Source organism: uncultured Roseobacter sp. (genome assembly GCF_947488185.1).
Lineage (GTDB): Bacteria > Pseudomonadota > Alphaproteobacteria > Rhodobacterales > Rhodobacteraceae > Roseobacter.
The window spans coordinates 479,918-498,709 of record NZ_CANKYM010000002.1; the positions used below are offsets into that span (position 1 = coordinate 479,918).

Below are 18,792 nucleotides of genomic sequence, written 5' to 3' on the forward strand. Positions count from 1 at the left end.
CGCCACCCGACGTTTGTCAGGGGTGCCTCAGGTTGTGACGACAGGGGTCGCTTCCGTGACGGGCGCTTCAACGGGGCTATCCCCGAAAACCTTCGCAAAGCTGCCGCGCAGCGCCACATCCACATCCGGCAAATCCACGGGAAGTCCAAGATCGACGAGGCTCGTCACCCCGTGCGCGCGGATGCCGCAGGGCACGATCCCGTTAAAATGGCTCAAGTCCGGCTCGACATTGATCGAGATGCCGTGAAAACTGATCCATTTCCGCAAACGGATGCCGATGGCGGCGATCTTGTCTTCGGCTATGGTTCCGTCCGGTTGACGCGGCTTTCCAGGTCTCTCTACCCACACACCAACACGCCCTTCTCGGATGACGCCGGTGACGTTGAAGGTCTCAAGTGTGGTGATTACCCATGCTTCAAGAGCCTGAACAAAGCGGCGTACATCGCGTCCGCGCGTCCCGACATCCAGCATCACGTAAGCGACGCGCTGACCCGGGCCGTGATACGTGTATTGTCCACCGCGGCGTGTGGGATAGACGGGAAAGCGATCCGGGTCGGTCAGATCCTCTGGCTTGGCGCTGGTGCCGGCGGAATAGAGGGGGGGGTGCTCAACAAGCCAGATGCATTCGGCGGCCTCACCCCGCGCAATGGCATCGGCACGGGCTTCCATCCACGCCTCTGCTGTGCGGTAGTCGGTTAGCCCTTCGGTTACAATCCATTCAACCATGGCCGTTCCCTATCCCAGCGCGGGACCGAAGCAAAGCCTGCTCAGGCCGCGGCGGTTTCAGCCTGCACCTTGCGCAAGATGTCCGCGTATGTTGGCGCGCCCTGTGCCCCGGTGAGCAGATATTTTTCGCCAAATACCATTGCAGGCACGCCGGAAATGCCGCGATTGGTCCAGAATTGCTGCTTGTCGCGGACCGACTGCGCATGCGCCCCGCTGGTCAAGACCTCGCTGGCATCCGCCGCATTAAGACCGACGCTGCGCGCAACCTGGGTTAAAACACCCCTATCCGAGACATCGAGTCCGTCGCCGAAATAGGCTTCGAACAGGGCCAGTTTCAAGGGATGCTGCTTTCCGTGTTCTTCCGCCCAATCCAAAAGCTGATGAGCCTGAAATGTATTCACGATCTTGCTGTGATCGGTGAAATTGAACGCAATTCCAAGATCCGCGCCCAAATGCTGCAACCGCGCCCGATTTTCCAGTGATTGTATGGCACTCGCGCCATACTTCTCAGCCATATGCTCGATGAGGTTTTGGCCGTCCGGCGGCATAGACGGGTTGAGCTCAAACGGATGCCAGCGCAGCTTGGCGGTGACGCCTGTCATCTCCAGTGCCTGTTCAAGCTGTCTGTATCCGACAATGCACCAGGGACACACAACATCTGAGACGATATCGATTTGCACGGTTTCGGACGTGAGGTCAGAGGCGGCCATAGCAGAAATCCATGTTGGACGAGATGTGCCCAAAGTTGGACGCTCCGGCCCAAAAGACAAGGTTGGAATAAGCAAAAGCCCGCTTGACCGGGGCTTCGGTCGAATCGAAAGCTGTGATAGCCTAGAGGCATCTGTATTTTATGTCGGAGATTTTCCATGTTTTCCAAACGTTTGACTGCTGCAGCGTTGGCCGCTTCTGTTGCGGCTATGCCTGCGTCACGTGTTGCAGCCGATGCTGGCGACTTTATTGCGGGCGCCCTGATTGGCGGAGTTGTGGGTCACGCTGTGACCAAGAACAACCAGAAGAAAAAGCAGCGCGTCTACCGGTCAGGCATTCCCTCCACGCAGCAAGGTCGTCAAATTCAGTCTTCACTGAACTACTTCGGGTTCAATGCAGGCACTGTCGATGGCCAGTTGGGGCGTCAGTCTCGCAATGCTATTTCGTCATATCAGGCCTACATGGGCTATCCTGCGACGGGCCAGCTGAGTGCATTTGAACAGGACCTGCTGGTGACGTCCTACAATCGTGCCCAGGCCGGTGGTTATCAGACGACGCAGTTGGTTGCGGCAAACCCCGAAGGCACCCGTGGGCTTTTGAAAACCTACCGAGCTGAACTCGCCGGTCAGGTCGTACCGCAAGCGCAGGCCCCTGTTGTCGTGGCAGCGCCGCAGCCCGCGCCTGTGACGCAGTCCGTCGTTGCCGCCGCACCGGTTGCAACTGCTGCACCCACGTTGAACGCGGCTTTGCCGAACTTCTTTGAAAGCGGCGCGCCGGAGGCGTCTTTGGCATCTCACTGTAACACTGTGTCGCTCCTCACCAGCACGAACGGTTACACGACCGCGGCCTCTATGACGGATCCGACGGCCGCCCTGAACGAACAATTCTGCCTCGCACGGACCTATGCGATCGCGCGCAGCGAGGAATTGATCAGCCAGGTCAACGGCTTCACGCCGCAGCAGGTTGCAGCTCAGTGCGATGGTTTCGGACCGGTGGTTCAGCCCTATGTCAACAGCCTGTCGCAGAAGCCGCGCGACGTGGTGGCGCAGGAGGTGTCGGGTTTTGTCGCGTCCACGGGAACGACACCCCAACAACTGTCCGGCACAGCCAAGATCTGTCTCGGCGTGGGATACCGCACGGACAACACGAATGTAGCGTTGGGTTCCGCACTGATTCTCTATGCGCTGGGTGAGACGGTCTATGGCGAGCTGATGGGTCACCACCTGGCATTGGGATTTGGCACACAGAAAAATGTGGCGGCAGCCGGGACATGGTACGAGGCGGCCCTTGCTGCGACGGATGCGGGCGCGGATGCGGTATTCGTGCCGGGTCAGCCTGAGCGCACCGATTTGTTGCGCAAGGCCTCGCTGCAATTGACTGGTGGTGCTCCGGCGCAAGCTGGTGTCTTGCCGGTGTTTTCCGTCACCGAGTAACGTACGCACGTGACAGCGCAGACTTTTACGCCCCGGCCGCTTTTGCGTGCCGGGGCGATTTGCTTAAAATGGCTCTTCACAAGGCGTCGCGGGCAGGCTAAAGACGCAATCGTTCCTAAGCGTGCGGATGTGGCGGAATGGTAGACGCGCAGCGTTGAGGTCGCTGTGGGGTAACACCCGTGGAAGTTCGAGTCTTCTCATCCGCACCATCCCCTTTCCTTCAACGCCGCCCGGTTTGCTGCTCAGGTTGAACTGCGCGCTGCGGATTGTTCGAATCCCGCATTCATTTTGACATCCCCTTGCGTGCCGGGCATTGCAAGGTGTGGGTGATCGTTGCGCGCAAAGGGAAACGTCTTGACTGCTCGAATATTCTCGACCCGAAATCGGCCGTTTCATCTGGGTCCCTTTCCGTTGGAGCGCCTGGCACGGATCGATACGGCGCCAGATCTGACGATTGTTCCGCCCCTGCGGCCGGTATCCTTTGATTGCGGCGACATGCCCGCCTCGCTGGTCAACGCGATGGCCGAATATCAGGCCATGCTGGATGCGATCCGCGACGGGTTGATCAACCGCGAGACATCGACCTGCCCAACCGATCCGGCGGAGCGAGCGCGCCACGTGAAATCCTTTGGGTACTTTCAGGATGCGCCGATGGTCGGCGTCGGACAGTTTGATCGCTCACAGCTTCTGAACACCCCTCTGCGCAACCCGGGCATTGACCGTCTTGCGGAAGACCTCAAGACCAAACAGACCAAGACGCTGGCTGCCGGGATCGATACGATCATGGCGGATCTGCGGGACAGCATGACGGCACCGCCGCGCACCATCGACGCCCATACGCATACGATTGTCTTTCTCTATGACTATAGCCGCGATCCCACCCCGGACGAACCCGGATATGACTGGATTGCACAGGCCCATCCGCAGCGCGCCAGCCTGCGGGCGGCGGAGACGGCTGTCATCATCGCCGGGTATCTGCGGGTTCTTGGGTTTGATGCAAAGGCGCATACGACCACGTCCACGGATGTTGATCTGAACAAATTGGCGGTCGGTGCAGGTCTGGCGAGCGTCGAGAGCGGGCAACTCGTGAACCCCTTTGTGAAAGACCGATTTCGGGTATCGGCGGTGACCACGGATTTCGCCATGGCGCCCGACAAACCCCTGCGGCCTCTCGCGGAACAACCCCGGTCGCTGACACGGGGGCTGGCCTGGAAGCTGGGCAAGGGATCACAGAAGAGCGCCCGCACGTTGGATCCTTACGCCAAACGCCGCTACGCCGATGGACCACATCCTTTCGAGACGCTCAAGCGGGTAGAGACCCCAACAACCTACATTGATGAAGCGCGGGTGGCGCGGGTGCCCAAACGCACGGATATGTTCGCGCGTGCCCAGTTCGGCGACATGGGCAAGGCCAATCAGCAGGCGACGACGGGGGGGTATTTTGCCCAGAAAGCGCCGATCAGCAATGCGATCCGCAGGCCCTCAGGCGCGCTTTTACTGTTGCAGCAAGGGCCGGTGGCAGAGACGGTTGCGCCACAGGCAGAGGATGCAGCCCGCAATGCGGAAGGGATCAAGGCTGCGGCCTACTTCATGGGCGCGGATGCGGTGGGCATATCGCGCTGCCCGGACTGGGCTTGGTACTCACATGACGCCGTGGGGGAGCCGATCACACCCACCCACGACAACGCCATCAGCCTGATCATCGATCAGGGCTTCGAGACCACGGAGGGCTCCTCGGGGGATGACTGGATCGCGGTGACGCAATCCATGCGCGCTTACCTGCGGTTCTCGCTGCTCGGCGGGGTGATCGGCAAGCAGATCCGCAATCTGGGCTACGAGGCGCGCGTGCATACCAACCTCGACGGCGAGGTGCTGCAGCCGCCACTGCTGCTGCTGGCCGGATTGGGAGAAGTCAGTCGCATCGGCGAAGTGATCGTGAACCCTTTCCTCGGGCCACGCCTGAAGTCGGGATGCATCACCACCACCATGCCGCTTACCCATGACAAGCCCATCGATTTCGGCATGCAGGCGTTCTGCGAGGCCTGTAACAAATGCGCCCGCGAATGCCCGTCAGGCGCCATCACCGCCGGACCCAAGCTGATGTTCAACGGCTATGAAATCTGGAAATCTGACAGCCAGAAATGCCTGACCTACCGGCTGACGCAAAAGGGCGGGGCGATGTGCGGGCGCTGCATGAAGACCTGCCCCTGGAACGTGGAAGGCTTGCAGCACGAAAAGCCTCTGCGCTGGATCGCGATGAATGTGCCCGCGATGGCCGGGGTATTGGCCCGGGCGGATGATCTGGTCGGCAATGGTCGGATCAACCCGCAAAAGCGCTGGTGGTGGGATTTGAAGGTCAATGATCGGGGCGGGTTCGATCCGGTGGAAGAGCCCAAGAACTACCGCGAACTTCAGACCGATCTGAAGCTCGACTATGAGGATCAGACCCTGGCGGTCTATCCCGCAAATCTCGCGCCGCCACCACATCCTTTTCCCTTTCCGATGGATCGCGAAAAGGGGATCGAAGCCTATCAGGCGCTGATCACCGCCGAGGAGTATCAGGAGCGTCTGGACCGGGGCGAAACGCAAGGATTGGCGCACACCTATCTGGGCGAAGGGGACGCGCCGGTGGTACGCGTCGAGGTTGCAACAGTCACCCCGTTGAGCGACGATGTCTCCCTTTATGAGCTGCGCGCGCTTGACGGTGGTCTGTTGCCGGAATGGCGCGCCGGGGCGCATATCGACATCGTGGTGGCGCCGGAATTCTTCCGCCAGTTTTCGCTTTGCGGGGATCCGGCGGATCGGACCTGCTACCGCGTGGCGGTGCTGCGCGAAGACACCGGACGCGGCGGCTCGAAGCTGATGCACAAGATTTTCACCGAAGGCCGCAAGGTGTTTATCTCAAAGCCGATCAACCACTTCCCGCTGGCCGAAGAGGCGACCAAGCACATGCTGATGGGTGGTGGGATCGGGGTGACCCCGATGATGGCATTTGCCCATGAATGCCATGCAAGGGGTCTAGATTTCGAGCTGCACTATTCCGCATCCACGCAAGCCTCGGCGGCCTTCGTGGACGCGCTGCAGCACGTGCCCTGGGCAGGAAAGGCCACCGTGCATATCTCGGACGCGGGCAGCCGCGCCGATCTGGACGCGGTGCTCTCCGGGCAGGGGGCAGGCACGCATGTCTACGCCTGCGGACCCGAGGTCTATATGTCCAGCGTGATGGATGCTGCCGCGCGGCAGGGCATCGCGGAGGACGCGTGCCACGTGGAGTACTTTTCTGTGCCCGAACTGCCGGAATACGAAAATCATGATTTCACGCTCCGGCTGGCGCGCAGCGGACGAGAACTGCAGGTGCCTGCCGATAAATCCGCGACCGATGTGCTGGCCGAGAATGGCATTCCCATCGACGTGAAATGTTCGGACGGGATTTGCGGGGTCTGCAAATGCGGGCTGCTTTCCGGGGAGGTCGAGCACCGGGATTTCGTCTTGTCCAGGAAACAGCGGGAAGGCGCCGTGATCCTGTGCCAGAGCCGGGCTGCCAAACCGGGCGGCGTGATTGAGATCGATCTTTAGCCGTCTTTGTGGACGTGCATCATCCCGGCATCGGGTGGTCGGCGGGGTCCATTCGCAGACCCCGCGCCAGCTTTAGTTCGACATCTTGTGGTCTGAATGATCGACCTTGTCGGCGGCACCGCGTTCTTCGATGCTGAACATGACGTCAACCTCGCCGGCCTCTTCAAAAATCAGCGTTGCTGGAATTTTTTCACCCACCTCGAAAGGATCGCCGCCCAGCCCCATGAACATTACGTGGAACCCACCGGGCTGCAGCAGGACGGTTTCACCGGGCGGAACGTCGATGCCTTCGACATGCATCATGCGGGCAACGCCGTCCTTTTCCTCGGTGGTGTGCAGTTCGACCTTCGGAAAGTCAGCGCGGACGCCCACAAGGCGGTCGGCGCTTTCGCCGGTGTTGGTGATGGTCAGATAGCCGCCACCTGTTTGGGCCGTGGCGGCGGTGTTGAAGGCCATCGGGTGGTCGATCACCAGATCGCCAATCGTGTAGTCATGGGCAAAGCTGGCAGTGGACAGGGAAAGCAATGCGGCGGTCGCCGCGAACATCAGGGTTTTCATGGTGTGATCCTTTGAAGGCTGCGCTCTTCAGAGCGCGGAGTAAAGACAGGTTTGGAAGGGATCACGCGGTTGGCGGCGCTCGGGTCGGGTGGGTGCGATCGGGCGCACGATGGATGAAAGGTTTCTGTACCTGGGTCTCAAACACGGCAGCTTGTGCATCCAGCCGGCGGACTGCGATGTCCACGCGCTGGGGCGTCAGGGCGTTGCTGCTGATGATGCAGGCGGCGCAGGAACTCAGCGCATGTGTGGCATCGTTCTCGCCGCAGATCTCCTCCAGCAGGCCCCCCATGCTGAGATAGCTCAGCAATTCGGGCGAGCGGTCCGCGTTCGCCACCCGGTGCGCAAAGGCAGAGCCCGTCATGGCAAGGCTCGCAAGGAGCAGCGCAACGAAACCGGCGCGGGAGAGAAGACGGCGGACCATGATCCTGTCTTAGGGGCTTGGCTAAGGCGGGTCCAGACCGGATACGCGGCTGCGTAGCTCTGTCGCAAGACGCAATGAGGCGACTTGACCTGCGACGCCTGCGATGCGCTGATCAGTGCAGTCGCACGAACAGGGAGAGAGAGCGTGACACTACAGCCCTTGGGTCTTGATCCATCCTTGTGTTTCATTGCTGGCAGGTGGCAGGCCGCCGCCAGGGGCGAGACCCTCACGCTGACCGATCCGTCGACAGGTGAAGCGCTCTGCGAGATCGCACGGGGGCAGACGGAGGATATGGATCGCGCCGTGGCCGCAGCACAGATGGCCCTGGACGGGGAATGGGGGCGATCCACGGCGGTAGAACGTGGCAGGGTGCTGGCGCGTCTGGGGCAGCTTGTGCTGGATCAGATGGAGGCGCTGGCAGCCCTTGAGGCACGTGACGTTGGCAAGCCCTTGAAACAGGCGCGGGTGGATGTCATCGCTTTGGCCCGCTACATGGAGTTTTACGCCGGTGCTGCTGACAAGGTGCATGGCAGCACGATCCCTTACATGGACGGCTACACGGTCTACACCCTGCGCCAGGCCCACGGGGTGACAGGCCATATCGTGCCATGGAACTATCCGATGCAGATCATCGGGCGGTCGGTGGGCGCGGCCTTGGCCATGGGCAATGCGGCGGTGCTGAAACCCGCGGAAGAGGCCTGTCTGACGGCGCTGGCTTTTGCCGAACTGGCGCGGCAGGCCGGTCTGCCTGATGGCGCTCTGAATGTGGTGCCGGGGTTGGGGACAGAAGCCGGGGCGGCGCTGGCGGCGCATCCGGGCGTGCATCATATCTCCTTCACAGGCTCTGTGGGCGTTGGCAGGTCGGTACAGCAGGCGGCGGGTCAGAACGTGGTGCCGGTGACGCTGGAGCTTGGTGGAAAATCCCCGCAACTGGTGTTCGAGGATGCGGATATCGATGCGGCACTGCCGTTTCTGGTCAACGCGGGCATCCAGAATGCCGGGCAGACCTGCTCTGCGGCGTCGCGTATCTTGGTCCAGCGTGGCGTTTATGATCAGGTGGTGAGCCGGATGGCGGACCGCTACCGCGGCTTGCAGGTCGGGCCTGCGATGCACGATCTGGACGTGGGGCCACTCATCTCTGCCCGGCAGAAAGATATCGTCGAGGGGTATCTGGCGCAGGGGGCTGACCTGGAGATTGCGGGAGCCGCAATCTTGCCAGATGACCTGCCCGAAAACGGGACCTATGTGCCGCCGACGCTGTTTGCGGGAGCCTCAGAGAATCACAGGCTGGCGCAGGAGGAAATCTTTGGCCCGGTTCAGGTCGTCATCCCGTTTGACGATGAGGCCGAGGCCCTGTCTATCGCGAATGGCACCGCCTACGGGTTGGTGGCCTCGGTCTGGACGCGGGAAGGCGCGCGGCAGATGCGGCTGGCCAAGGCGTTGCGGGCAGGGCAGGTATTCCTGAACAACTACGGGGCAGGCGGCGGGGTTGAGCTGCCCTTTGGCGGTACCGGACTGTCGGGGCACGGGCGCGAAAAGGGGTTCGAGGCGCTATATGGGTTTTCCACCCTCAAAACAGTGGCGGCCCTGCACGGCTAGAGCGTGGCAAGCGCCATGAGCCAGAGCCAGACAGTGAACACCGAGGCGCCGGTGGCGATGAGCACCGAAGAGGCCGCAACCCGTTTGGCACGACCGTACATATTGGCGAAAATATACGAATTGACCCCCGGCGCCATGGCTGCCGTGAGCACGCCGGAGCGGAACCCGTCGGTGGGCAGGTTCTGCGCACTGCCAAAGAGCCAGACCAGTGCGGGGTGCAGCGCAAGGGCGATCACGCAGACCATGGCGATCGTGCGACCGTCGCCTTCGGGTCGGTATTGTACCAACACGCCGCCAAGTGCGAAGAGTGCTGCAGGCAGGGCGGCGCGGGCTACAAGCGAGAGCGCGTCGTCGACGACATCCGGCACCGCGAAACCGGAGAGGTTGACGATGAAGCCCAGCCCGATGGCCAGCACCAGGGCGTTGCGGAACATCGCCCGGGCCACACCGCGCAGCATCACCAGCACCGACTGGCCACGGTTGCGTACGATTTCCATCGCGGTGATCCCAAGGCCATAGCAGAAGGGCGAGTGCAGCGCGACGATGGCAAAATTCCCGGTCAGTGCTTCGGGTCCGTAGGCGCGTTCGGTGATGGGCAGGCCCAGCAGGACGGAATTGGAGAAAAGACAGCAAAAGCCGATGGCCACACAGTCCTCCCAGTCGCGCCCGAAGAACAGGCGTGCGCCGATGAAACCTGCGGTGAAACAGATGCTGGCCCCGGCGTAGAAACTGCCCAAAAGGGCCGGGTCAAAGGAGCTGCCAAGATCGATCTTGGCGATGGCCTGGAAGAGCAGGCAGGGGATCGCGAAATGCTGGGTGAACCGCATGAGCGCGTCGACACCCTCCGCCGTAAAGAGGTTGCGCCAGACGGCGACATACCCAAAGCCGATGACCAGGAAGACCGGGATGATGACGTCAAGCAGGGTTTGCATGAGCGGGCCTTTGCGCGCGGCGGCAGAGTGCGGGAGCCTCCGGCGGGGATATTTGTCGCCAGAAGAAGATCAGGGCGCGGGGAAGGTGAGGGTCAGCCCGTCATAGGCCGGTTCGATATGAGCGGGTGTTTCGGCCATCAGCGTGTCGTAGTCGAGGTCGATGTGCATATTGGTCAGCACGGCGCGTTTCGGCCGAACATGATCAATCCATTCCAGCGTCTGGGCGAGGTGGGCGTGCGTCGGGTGCGGATCCCGGCGCAGGGCGTCTACGATCCAGCAGTCAAGCGTATCCAGCATCGGCCATACAGCGTCCGGGATCTGTGCGACATCCGGCAGGTAGGCCAGATCACCAATGCGAAAGCCAAGCGCGTCCATGCCGCCATGGTCCACTTCGAACGGTCTAAAGGTGATGGCCCCGCCGGCGCCCTCGATGGTCACGTCCCCGTCAATCAGGTTCATGTCGAGGATGGGCGGATAGGTCGAGCCTTCGGGCTGCACGAAGGCGTAATCGAACCGTTGCATCAGCGCATCCCGCGTCGGCGCATCCGCCCAGACCGGCAGCCGGGCGCGCATGTTGAAAACGATCATGCGCAGATCGTCGATGCCGTGCACGTGATCCGCATGGGCGTGGGTGTAGATGACGGCGTCGAGCCGCCCGACTTCAGCTGCCAGCAGTTGGTTGCGCAGATCGGGGGATGTGTCGATCAACACGGTGGTGGTGCCGCCCGCGTCCTGACGTTCCACCAGCAGGGAACAGCGTTGGCGGCGGTTTTTCGGGTTCGACGGATCGCAATCGCCCCAGTGACCGCCCAGACGCGGCACACCGCCAGAGGATCCGCAGCCCAGGATGGTCACGCGCATGTCAGCCATCAAGCAGGGATCCCGAATTGCGCTGCCTTGGAAAAGAGCCGATCGAAATTGGCCTGTGTGTGGGCCGCGAATGCGCCGTAGCTGATGCCCATTGTTTCGGCACCGCGCTTTGCCGTTTGCGCGGTGTAGGCCGGTTCATTGCGCTTGCCCCGGAAGGGGGGTGGCGCAAGATAGGGCGCGTCGGTTTCGACCAGAATGCGCTCCAGCGGCGCGGCGGCGAATATCTCGCGCAACGCGCCGGATTTCGGAAAAGCGGTGATGCCGGACATCGACAGGTAGAAGCCCAGATCAAGTGCGGCGTGCGCAAGCGCGGCTGAGGAGGAAAAGCAGTGCATCACGCAGGTGAATGCGCCGTTCTGATGTTCCTTTTTCAGGATGCGGGCCATGTCGTCGTCCGCATCGCGGGCGTGGATGATCAGCGGCAGGCCGGTGGCACGCGCGGCCTCGATGTGAACGCGCAGCGAGGTTTGCTGCACCTCAGCGCTTTCCGCCGTGTAGTGGTAGTCCAGCCCCGTCTCGCCGATGCCCACGAATTTCGGATGCCGGGCCATGACGATCAGCTGATCGACCGTTGCCATCGGCTCGGTCGCGGCACTCATCGGATGGGTGCCTGCGGCATAGAAAACCGGCGCATGCGCCTCGGCAATCGCGCGCACAGCCGGTTCGTTTTTCAGCTTCGTGCAGATGGTGACCATGCGGGTCACGCCCGCCTCTGCCGCGCGGACGACGATCTGGTCATGCTGGCCGTCGAAATCGGGGAAATCGAGATGACAGTGGCTGTCGGTGATCTGAGGCGTGTCGGTCATGCCGGTCCGGTCGTTCGGCGACCGGGCAAAGCTTACCCGGTGGCGGTTTGGCTAATCTTGATGAGGGTATCTAGGACCAGAGCGGCAGGGTCAAGGTTCACTGCAACCCCATGGCGCGCCCGCGCGCCGGTCTCCTGAGCAATCTGTGCCCAGGCACGGCCCGCGGCCTGATCCGGGGCGAGCCGGGCAAGGGTCGCAGCCTCCCCGGGGGCGGCTTCGATCCCCGGTGCCAGGCCGGTTGCACCGGTGCGGGCCAAGCGCGACAGCAGCAGGTCGATCAACTCAAAAAGAAGATCCCGTTTGGCGTCTGCCCCGCGCGCCGCAGCTGCTTCGGCCAGCTTCAGGGCGGCGGCCCGGTCGAATTGCGGCAGGGTCTGGATCAGGGCGACCAGATCGGCATAGGTTTTCAGACCGTCAAGCAGGGACAGCCGGATGGCCGCGCCAACCGATCCGCCGGAGAGCTCTGCCAGCGCCCCGGTGGCATCCCCCACATCGATACCGGCCTGATCAAAGGCCCGTGCCATGTCCTCCGCCGACAGCGTATTGAGCCGCAGAGTCCGGCAGCGCGAGCGGATCGTTGGCAGAAGGCCGGAAGGCTGGTGGCTGATCAATAAAAGCGTGGCCCTCTCAGGCGGCTCTTCGAGCATCTTGAGCAGTGCGTTTGCTGCAGAGGTATTCATGTCATCTGCCGCATCGACAATCACCACGCGGCGTCCGCCGTCGGTGGCCGAGAGTTGGAAAAACCCGGCCAGCGCGCGGATGTCATCCACGACGATCTGGTCGCGCATGCGGTCGGTCGTCGGGTTTGGCGTGCGGGTGATGGCCTTTAGACCCGGTTCTGCCCCGGCGGCGATGCGGCGGGCGACAGGGTGTTCGGGGTCAATCGCCAGCGATGTCGGCGGCGGCGGTGCACCAAAGAGACCATCGTCCTCAAGCGGCGGTGTCGCCAGCAGGAACCGCGCGATGCGCCAGGCCAGCGTGGCCTTGCCGATGCCGCGCGGGCCGGTCAGCAGCCAGGCGTGATGCAAGCGCCCGGTCGTGAAGGCGTCTAGAAAGGTCTGCTCTGCCACGTCCTGAGCAAAGAGGGTGGGCGTGTCGCGCGGATGCGGCGCACCTTCGATCTGATCCGGTCTGCTCATGCCAGTTCCGCATCCACCAGCGTGGCGATGTCTTGTGCCACGGCGTCGACATCGCGGGCGCCGTCAATGATCCGGAAACGGTCTGCGAATTCCTTGGACAGATCGAGAAACCCCTGCCGCATGGCGGTTTGCAGATCTTCGCCAAAGGCTTCGAACCGTTCATCCACCGTTTGTCGCGAGAGGGCGCGGGACAGGCCGACCGCAGGGTCCATGTCGATCAGAAGGGTCAGGTCCGGTTCCCGCTTGATCATCAGACTGTGCAGCTGATCCACGACGCCGCGCAGATCACCCCGGGACAGCCCCTGATACATGCGTGTGCTGTCTGCAAACCGGTCGCAGAGCACGATTTTTCCGGCCTTTAGCGCGGGCAGGATGGTGCGCTCCATGTGGTCCCGACGGGCGGCAGTGAACAACAGGATTTCCGTCTCCGCCGACCAGCGGTCTGGATCGCCCTGCAACACCAGCGCGCGGATTTCCTCCGCGCCCGGGGAGCCGCCCGGCTCACGCGTGACCACGACATCATGACCGGCTTTGGTCAGATGGGCGGCCAATCGCTTGATTTGCGTGGATTTTCCGGAGCCGTCGATGCCTTCGAAGGTGATGAACCTGTCCGTCGCGCGCGTGTCTGCGCTCACGTCGCCTCCTCAGGTCCCTGAACGAGCTTTTTGAAAAGCACCAGTGCTGCGGTGCTGACGCGGCTGACAAACCCGCCCGCCGCAATGTCGCGGTCCGCCACCAGCGGCAAGCGTGTCTCCGGCAGGCCCTCCAGCGTGAACACCAGCTCCGCCAGTTGGTCTCCGGCCTTAATCGGGGCATTCACCGGTCCGGTATAAACCACTTCGCCCTCGATTTCGTTGGCGGCCAGCGCCGGCATCAGGATGCTGATGTCTTCAGCCGCAACAAGGCCCACCGTGGGCTCGCTGCCCATCCAGACATTGGCCTGGGCAAATTGCTCGCCCGCCGTCGCCAGGGGACGCATGGCAAACTGGCGGAAGGCCCAGTTCACGATGGCCTGGGATTCCTGCGCGCGCGCCTGCACCGTGTCGAGGCCGGAGATCACGAAAATCACCCGCCGGTCGCCCTGTTTCGCAGACCCGGTGAGACCATAGCCCGCCTCTTCGGTGTGGCCGGTCTTGAGCCCATCGGCACCGATGCCCATGGTCAGAACAGGGTTGCGGTTGCGCTTGTTGCTGGGCACGCGGTTGTCGAACTCAAATTCCGTCTCGGCAAAAAGCGGGTAGAATTCCGGAAAATCGGTGATCAGACGATTGGCCAATAGAGCCAGGTCGCGCATCGACATCAGGTGACCCGGTTGCGGCCAGCCGCTTGCATTGCTGAAGGTGGAATTGGTCATACCCAGCTGTTGCGCACGCTGGGTCATCAGGCGGGCAAAGCCATATTCGGTGCCGTCCGGCGACAGCGCCTCGGCAATCACGACGCAGGCATCATTTCCCGATAGAACGATGATGCCGCGGATCAGGTCTTCGACGGATACCCGTTCGCCAGACCGCAGGAACATGCTGGAACCGCCGTAGGATTGCGCGTGCTCGGACACCGGCAATTCCTCATTCAGATCCAGACCGCCATCGGCCTTGCCGCGCCGTATTGCTTCGAACGCCATATAGAGCGTCATCAGCTTGGACATGGACGCCGGTGGCAGCGGGTCATCTGCATTCTTGTTGAGCAGAACAGTCCCAGTTGTCTGATCCACGACGAAGGCGGAAGTGGCCCGCGTATCAAACGCGGCGGTGGTGGTGGCCGAAAGGCTGAGAGCCAGAAGGGCTGCGGCAAGACGGATCATGGCGACAAGCTCCTCAATCAGTTAGTTTGTCACGGCGTAGGCGTCAGAGAAGCCTTCGCCCTTGATGGTCGACAGAAGTTTTTTCTGCTCCGCCGCTGTTGTCGCTGGTCCAACAACGACGCGCCAGAATGGCTTCCCGCCGGCTTCCTGCTGCTTCACCGTGGGGATCAGACCTGCGCCGCGCATCTGCTTGGCGGCGCGTTCTGCATTTGCTTCCTGACTGAAAATTCCAATCTGAATGAAGGGTTTTTTCAATGTGGATTTTGGCAGGCTGGATTCGATGACCGGTGCGGATGGGGCTGGAGCCGCTGCCGCGGGAGTAACTGGTGTCGGTTCGGATGCGTCAATCGCTGCCCCGGCGGCGGCGATTGGGTCTAGTGAAGTTTCGCTGATTTCAGCTGGTTCTGCGATGGGTTCTTCCGCAATGGGCGGCGCTTGTTCCACGGCTTCCTTCCGCAGGGCCGTCACGTCCAGTTCAACGGGCGCGCCAGCCAGCACGCCAAGCGCTTCGGCGGCGTCAGAAGACATCTGCAGGCGTGGGCCAGGGATGTCACGCTCGCGGCGGAACAGAGCGCCCACGACGAACTGGCCATTGGTCTGATTGCGAATGATCACGCGTTCCGGTTCGGTCACATCGGGATGCGCCACCCACACACCGCCCAAGGATGGGCGACCGTCCCAGAGGCCGGCTTCGGTTGCTGAAAACACCTCAGGCGCTTCCACATCGCGTTCGATTACTGTTGCCGCCGGACCAGCTTCCACGGCCTCTTCGGTCGCTTCCGGTTTGGGGGTAAAAACATCTTTAAAGCTAAAGGAGCCAGCATCGTCACAACCGGCCAATATGCTCAAGGCAAAAAGCCCTGTCATGACCTTAAATGCGGGATTTCGAAAGGGGTTAATATCGCCGCCCATAATGATAGTCCTTGCCTGTTTTCCGGGTTTCCGGCACGTTTTTTGTCCCTTGAATAGGGTTCTTTGGCGGGAGTGTACCTTGGCTTGCACGGTCTGGGAAGATGTTGCGCATCAAATCGGCGATATTCCCCAAAGAATAGACATGGATTTTACCGGTTTCAGAATCGTTCATGGACCTTTAGGACGGTTCAGCCGGAGGAGTGGCAGAGTGGTCGAATGCACCGGTCTTGAAAACCGGCGTGCGTGAAAGCGTACCGTGGGTTCGAATCCCACCTCCTCCGCCACTATCATATTTTCCTAAATATGATTGGGTCGCCTTGGGCGGCCTTTTTCTTGGTTTGGCAGGAGGTTGCGCTGTTCCATCATTGTCTTGAGTTTCTTTCGATGGTGCCTATACTCTTTCCTTGAGTGGTAGAGAATGTGGTATTTTCAATGGCCCTATCCGGCAAGCTGACAAAGAAACTCGTGGAAAACCTTGGCCCCGGTCGGCATGGGGATGGCAATGGGTTGTATCTTGTCGTCGATCCGTCTGGTGCGCGGCGTTGGATCGTGCGGGTGGTGGTTAAAGGCCAGAAGAACAAGAAAGGCGGACCGCTGCGCACGGACTTTGGCTTGGGTGGCGCTGATATCGTCACGATCAACCAAGCGCGCGAGCGAGCGCTGGAATATCGGCGCATGGCCAAGACCGGCCTGAATCCGCGTTTCAATGCCAAACGCGACATTCCAACCTTCGAAGAGTTCGCCAAGCAGGTCCATATCGACCGGATGCCGACGTGGAAGAACGCCAAGCATGGTCAGCAGTGGATCAACACATTGCGCGACTATGCTTTCCCCAAGATTGGACGCATGCCAATTGATAGTGTTGAACAGCCCGAAGTGATGATGTGTCTTGCCCCGATCTGGACCGAAAAGCACGAAACTGCGAAACGGCTGGCGCAGCGGATCAAGACGGTGCTGGATGTGGCGCGGTCCAAGGGGTTCCGTTCGGGCGAAAACCCTGTCACGGCGATCAAGGACGCGCAGGCGCTGCCCAAGGTCAAGGCCAAGGTCAAGCACCACAGGGCGATGCACTGGCGCGACGTGCCCGCCTTCTATGCGGATCTGAAGGCCCGCAATGCTATGGCGGCAAAAGCGCTGATGTTCACCTGCCTGACGGGGTCGCGGACGGGCGAAGTGCTCGGCATGCAGTGGGGTGAGATCGATCTGGAGACGCGCGTCTGGACCTGCCCTGCCGACCGCATGAAAACGGGCGCGGATCACCGCGTGCCGCTCACAGAAGAAATGCTGTCGATCATCGAGCCTCTTCGCGCGATGCAGTCCGACTACGTGTTCGAAGGACAGAAACGTCACAAGCCGCTGTCCAATATGTCGATGTTGATGCTCCTGCGCCGGATGCAAGTCGAAGGTGTCACGGTCCACGGATTCCGGTCCACCTTTCGCGATTGGGCCTCTGAGGTGGCAAACGCGCCTCGTGAGGTAGCGGAAATGAGTTTAGCGCATCAAGTCGGATCAGACGTGGAACGCGCCTACGCGCGATCTGACCTGCTGGAGAAGCGACGGGTTTTGATGGAACGGTGGTCGGTTTTTGTGGCGGATATGCCTGGAAAAGTGATCCAGATCAGTGGTTAGCAATGAAAGTAAATGCGCAAAGATGTGTCACGGGCCACCTTTTGGATCTCATGTGCCATCCAGCAACATCGAAGCCAATTGTTGAAATGCACTAAGGGGGGTGCAATACTACCCTTTATTATAGCGCAAGAACAAGTCGATGCCCTGAATTCCTTTACCGATGACCTGTTCGGATACAGCAGTGGAAATGCGCTGGCACCTATCGGCCCGCGTCTGGATATCTCGAAGCCGAATTTTCACGATACGAAAAAGGAATTCCTGCGCGAGAAGAATGCCATTGAACAGGCAAACGATAATATCAGGGCGGTACTAGAACAGTTCATCGGATCGCAGCACAAGGGAGACCCCGAACACTCCAAGATGACGATCAGCGTTCAGACGGCGATGGACCGGCTCGCCAAATCAATTGGACAGCCGGAATCTATCGAGACTGCAAGCGATCTGGTCATGAAAAACATCATGCAAACCGGTTTGTACTATAATTCACTAATTTTCATGATTCATCTGAGTAGTGTTTATAATCAGAGACTTAACGAGTTGAAAGATCAAGAAAAAGAGTATTGGACCGTTAGTAGTCGCCCGCCGAACTATTATGCCCGAACCATCGCACTTCGGTTTGCACGCATCTACGCAAAGGAGACGCGGTCCAAGCCGACGTTCGGCACATCCCGCGAAGGCAACCACCCGTCCACTGACTACGGTAGATCATTGGAGCGGGTATTTCAGTTACTGAATATCAAGGCCAAAGTCAGAAACCCTGCAGAATGGGCGATTGGGCAACTGACCGAAGACGATTGGAACCCGCCAACGAACGCACTCTTGGGAGGTTTTTTTGGGCTCGGTGTCGACCAGAAGCCGCTTTCTGCGTCGAAGTCGACTAAGGAGCGGATCGCTGAAATGCTGGCCAAAAGGTCTGATCCCTAACACCTTCACAAGGCCGAGTTTGCGACTTTCCTGTTTTGTTCTCAAAGCAATTCTGACGTGTTCAGATGCCACCAATCTAACAAAGCAGGATTGGAAACATGGCAAACCTATTCGAGCAACACCGAAACTACGTTCTTGGCGATTCCGAACTCGAACTGATCGGAGATCGCGACAAGCTGGCGCAGTGGCGTCACAAGGGCATTGGCCCGGCGTTCTACAAGCTGGGTCGCAAGATCATCTATCGCGGTGCTGATCTCAACGCATGGGCAGAAGCAAACCGGGTTGATCCCAGCAAAGAGGGGGCGGCGTGATGGGGCGTCCCAAACACCTGCGCGGGATCAGCAAGGATCGCGTATACGTGGTCAGAATGGCGGCGCGATTGGTAGGTGTTTCTGAGCCGACGTTCAGGAAATGGTCAAAGGACGGGCTGCGTCTGATCAAGGACAAGCGCCCCCATCTGGTGCGAGGTGCGGATATCATCGACTACCTCGCGCGCCGCAAAGCACGCAGCAGGTGGCAGATGGCCCCGGATCAATTCGCCTGCATGCGCTGCAAGGGGCCAAGCAAGCCTTTGGAAGGCTCTATTCAGTATCACTCCCAAACCAATTCCACCGGGCGTCTGAGCGCGCTTTGCAATGTCTGCACGTCCAAGATGGGGCGGTTTTGCAGCGCATCTGAGCGGGACCGCTATGACCTTTCCGGGCCTGTTGCGCGCAACGGCAGGAAACAAGCCTAAACTAACCCGCCATCCCTCACTT

General features: G+C 60.7%; 19 protein-coding genes and 2 tRNA genes. 9 read left to right on the plus strand and 12 right to left on the minus strand.

Annotated elements, in window-relative coordinates:
• Nucleotides 1-27: 27 nt before the first annotated feature.
• A complete protein-coding gene (gene lipB / locus Q1A52_RS08365; protein ID WP_300013464.1) occupies nt 28-726 on the minus strand; it encodes a lipoyl(octanoyl) transferase LipB in 699 nt (232 codons plus the stop codon).
• A 41-nt stretch (nt 727-767) separates the two neighbouring features.
• On the minus strand, nt 768-1,436 hold the full coding sequence (locus Q1A52_RS08370; RefSeq protein WP_300013467.1) for a DsbA family oxidoreductase: 669 nt from the start codon (nt 1,434-1,436) through the stop codon (nt 768-770).
• A 156-nt stretch (nt 1,437-1,592) separates the two neighbouring features.
• Between Q1A52_RS08370 and Q1A52_RS08375 the strand changes: the two genes are divergently transcribed.
• The 3 genes from Q1A52_RS08375 to Q1A52_RS08385 all read left to right on the plus strand — a co-directional run bounded on the left by Q1A52_RS08375 (nt 1,593) and on the right by Q1A52_RS08385 (nt 6,443).
• Nucleotides 1,593-2,867: a peptidoglycan-binding domain-containing protein gene (locus tag Q1A52_RS08375; RefSeq protein ID WP_300013470.1), complete on the plus strand. Its 1,275-nt coding sequence runs from the start codon at nt 1,593-1,595 to the stop codon at nt 2,865-2,867.
• 123 nt (nt 2,868-2,990) lie between these two features.
• Nucleotides 2,991-3,076: transfer RNA gene (locus tag Q1A52_RS08380), tRNA-Leu, on the plus strand.
• A gap of 145 nt (nt 3,077-3,221) precedes the next feature.
• Nucleotides 3,222-6,443 carry a 2Fe-2S iron-sulfur cluster-binding protein gene (locus tag Q1A52_RS08385; protein ID WP_300013473.1) on the plus strand — a complete coding sequence of 1,074 codons (3,222 nt, stop codon included), beginning with the start codon at nt 3,222-3,224 and terminating at the stop codon, nt 6,441-6,443.
• A 72-nt stretch (nt 6,444-6,515) separates the two neighbouring features.
• On the opposite strand, the gene Q1A52_RS08390 is transcribed toward Q1A52_RS08385, so the two are convergent.
• Both Q1A52_RS08390 and Q1A52_RS08395 read right to left on the minus strand, forming a co-directional pair.
• Entirely contained in the window at nt 6,516-7,001 is a 486-nt protein-coding gene (locus Q1A52_RS08390; RefSeq protein ID WP_300013476.1) for a copper chaperone PCu(A)C, read from the minus strand.
• 61 nt (nt 7,002-7,062) lie between these two features.
• Nucleotides 7,063-7,422, minus strand: coding sequence for a hypothetical protein (locus Q1A52_RS08395; RefSeq protein ID WP_300013479.1), 360 nt, complete (start codon nt 7,420-7,422; stop codon nt 7,063-7,065).
• Nucleotides 7,423-7,566: 144 nt separating this feature from the next.
• Here Q1A52_RS08395 and Q1A52_RS08400 point away from each other — a divergent pair, with 144 nt between their 5' ends.
• A complete protein-coding gene (locus tag Q1A52_RS08400) occupies nt 7,567-9,021 on the plus strand; it encodes an aldehyde dehydrogenase family protein (protein WP_300013482.1) in 1,455 nt (484 codons plus the stop codon).
• On the opposite strand, the gene Q1A52_RS08405 is transcribed toward Q1A52_RS08400, so the two are convergent.
• From Q1A52_RS08405 to Q1A52_RS08440, 8 genes are all read right to left on the minus strand, one after another.
• Nucleotides 9,018-9,953: an AEC family transporter gene (locus Q1A52_RS08405; protein WP_300013485.1), complete on the minus strand. Its 936-nt coding sequence runs from the start codon at nt 9,951-9,953 to the stop codon at nt 9,018-9,020. The two genes, Q1A52_RS08400 and Q1A52_RS08405, sit on opposite strands and share 4 nt — an antisense overlap.
• A gap of 69 nt (nt 9,954-10,022) precedes the next feature.
• Nucleotides 10,023-10,823: an MBL fold metallo-hydrolase gene (locus Q1A52_RS08410; RefSeq protein WP_300013489.1), complete on the minus strand. Its 801-nt coding sequence runs from the start codon at nt 10,821-10,823 to the stop codon at nt 10,023-10,025.
• Nucleotides 10,823-11,629 carry a TatD family hydrolase gene (locus tag Q1A52_RS08415; RefSeq protein ID WP_300013492.1) on the minus strand — a complete coding sequence of 269 codons (807 nt, stop codon included), beginning with the start codon at nt 11,627-11,629 and terminating at the stop codon, nt 10,823-10,825. Before Q1A52_RS08415 ends, Q1A52_RS08410 begins: the two co-directional genes overlap by 1 nt.
• Before the next feature lie 32 nt (nt 11,630-11,661).
• Complete coding sequence (locus tag Q1A52_RS08420) at nt 11,662-12,768, minus strand: DNA polymerase III subunit delta' (protein WP_300013495.1); 1,107 nt, start codon at nt 12,766-12,768, stop codon at nt 11,662-11,664.
• Nucleotides 12,765-13,403, minus strand: coding sequence for a dTMP kinase (gene tmk / locus Q1A52_RS08425; RefSeq protein WP_300013498.1), 639 nt, complete (start codon nt 13,401-13,403; stop codon nt 12,765-12,767). Before tmk ends, Q1A52_RS08420 begins: the two co-directional genes overlap by 4 nt.
• The gene (locus tag Q1A52_RS08430) at nt 13,400-14,569 is read right to left on the minus strand and encodes a D-alanyl-D-alanine carboxypeptidase family protein (RefSeq protein WP_299777567.1); all 1,170 of its coding nucleotides are present in this window, start codon (nt 14,567-14,569) and stop codon (nt 13,400-13,402) included. The genes tmk and Q1A52_RS08430 overlap by 4 nt, the downstream gene beginning before the upstream one ends.
• Nucleotides 14,570-14,590: 21 nt before the next feature.
• The gene (locus Q1A52_RS08435) at nt 14,591-15,436 is read right to left on the minus strand and encodes an SPOR domain-containing protein (RefSeq protein WP_300013501.1); all 846 of its coding nucleotides are present in this window, start codon (nt 15,434-15,436) and stop codon (nt 14,591-14,593) included.
• Between the two features lie 28 nt (nt 15,437-15,464).
• Nucleotides 15,465-15,653 (minus strand): hypothetical protein, encoded by a 189-nt coding sequence (locus Q1A52_RS08440; protein ID WP_300013504.1) that lies wholly within the window; start codon nt 15,651-15,653, stop codon nt 15,465-15,467.
• A 22-nt stretch (nt 15,654-15,675) separates the two neighbouring features.
• Between Q1A52_RS08440 and Q1A52_RS08445 the strand changes: the two genes are divergently transcribed.
• The 5 genes from Q1A52_RS08445 (at nt 15,676) to Q1A52_RS08465 (ending at nt 18,770) form a co-directional block, all read left to right on the plus strand.
• Nucleotides 15,676-15,765, plus strand: a tRNA-Ser gene (locus Q1A52_RS08445).
• Nucleotides 15,766-15,889: 124 nt separating this feature from the next.
• On the plus strand, nt 15,890-17,110 hold the full coding sequence (locus Q1A52_RS08450; RefSeq protein ID WP_300013507.1) for a site-specific integrase: 1,221 nt from the start codon (nt 15,890-15,892) through the stop codon (nt 17,108-17,110).
• Nucleotides 17,111-17,122: 12 nt separating this feature from the next.
• The gene (locus tag Q1A52_RS08455) at nt 17,123-18,034 is read left to right on the plus strand and encodes a hypothetical protein (RefSeq protein WP_300013510.1); all 912 of its coding nucleotides are present in this window, start codon (nt 17,123-17,125) and stop codon (nt 18,032-18,034) included.
• Nucleotides 18,035-18,132: 98 nt separating this feature from the next.
• The gene (locus Q1A52_RS08460) at nt 18,133-18,345 is read left to right on the plus strand and encodes a helix-turn-helix domain-containing protein (protein ID WP_300013513.1); all 213 of its coding nucleotides are present in this window, start codon (nt 18,133-18,135) and stop codon (nt 18,343-18,345) included.
• Nucleotides 18,345-18,770 (plus strand): helix-turn-helix domain-containing protein, encoded by a 426-nt coding sequence (locus Q1A52_RS08465; protein ID WP_300013516.1) that lies wholly within the window; start codon nt 18,345-18,347, stop codon nt 18,768-18,770. Before Q1A52_RS08460 ends, Q1A52_RS08465 begins: the two co-directional genes overlap by 1 nt.
• Nucleotides 18,771-18,792 lie beyond the last annotated feature (22 nt).